This is a genomic window from Agrococcus jejuensis (genome assembly GCF_007679035.1).
Classification (GTDB): Bacteria; Actinomycetota; Actinomycetes; order Actinomycetales; family Microbacteriaceae; genus Agrococcus; species Agrococcus jejuensis_A.
In genome coordinates this window covers 1-215 of sequence record NZ_VEFR01000064.1, presented here as the reverse complement: position 1 = coordinate 215, position 215 = coordinate 1, and the positions used below count along the sequence as shown (strand labels likewise).

General features: G+C 67.9%; 1 protein-coding gene. It reads right to left on the bottom strand.

The window, feature by feature from the left end:
* Nucleotides 1-215, bottom strand: a 215-nt coding sequence (locus FS793_RS16905; RefSeq protein WP_222123792.1) for a hypothetical protein, incomplete at both ends; no start/stop codon positions are given.

The window sequence follows — 215 nt, the reverse complement described above, 5'->3', positions numbered from 1 at the left end:
CATCCACCACCACCCCAACTCACCCTTCCCCTCATCATCCCATCCCCCAACCCCCCCTACCACTACAACCACATCCTCAACCCCCACCTCCACCCCAACCCCCACCCCCTCCCCCCCATCCGCTTCCCCCTCCTCCCCTCCCCCATCCTCATCCTCCTCCACCCCGACATCCCCCTCCCCGTCCTCCACCTCCCCGTCAACCCGTCCACCCTCCG